Source organism: Burkholderia sp. BCC1977 (assembly GCF_905339595.1).
In the GTDB taxonomy this organism is placed as follows: domain Bacteria; phylum Pseudomonadota; class Gammaproteobacteria; order Burkholderiales; family Burkholderiaceae; genus Burkholderia.
Genome location: NZ_CAJPGQ010000216.1, coordinates 1 through 209, shown reverse-complemented (window position 1 = coordinate 209; position 209 = coordinate 1). Strand labels below are relative to the sequence as shown.

Annotated in this window: 1 protein-coding gene; it reads right to left on the bottom strand. The window is 59.8% G+C overall.

The window, feature by feature from the left end; all coding sequences use genetic code 11:
* The coding region (locus tag U5771_RS35530) for a transposase (protein ID WP_322028233.1) at positions 1–209 on the bottom strand (209 nt) is incomplete at both ends.

Here is a 209-nt window from a genome sequence, read left to right as displayed (position 1 = left end):
TAGAACTGCCGCCAGCGTTCGATGAGCAACTTGGCCTCGGCGCGGCTGCGGAACCATTCCCGGTTCAGCAATTCGTCACGCAACTTGCCGTTGAAGCTCTCGACGAACCCGTTTTGCCACGGACTGCCAGGCGCGATGAAGGCCGGACCGATTGCAGCGTCTCGCAGCCAGCGCATGACCTTGGCAGCAGTAAATTCAGCACCGTAGTA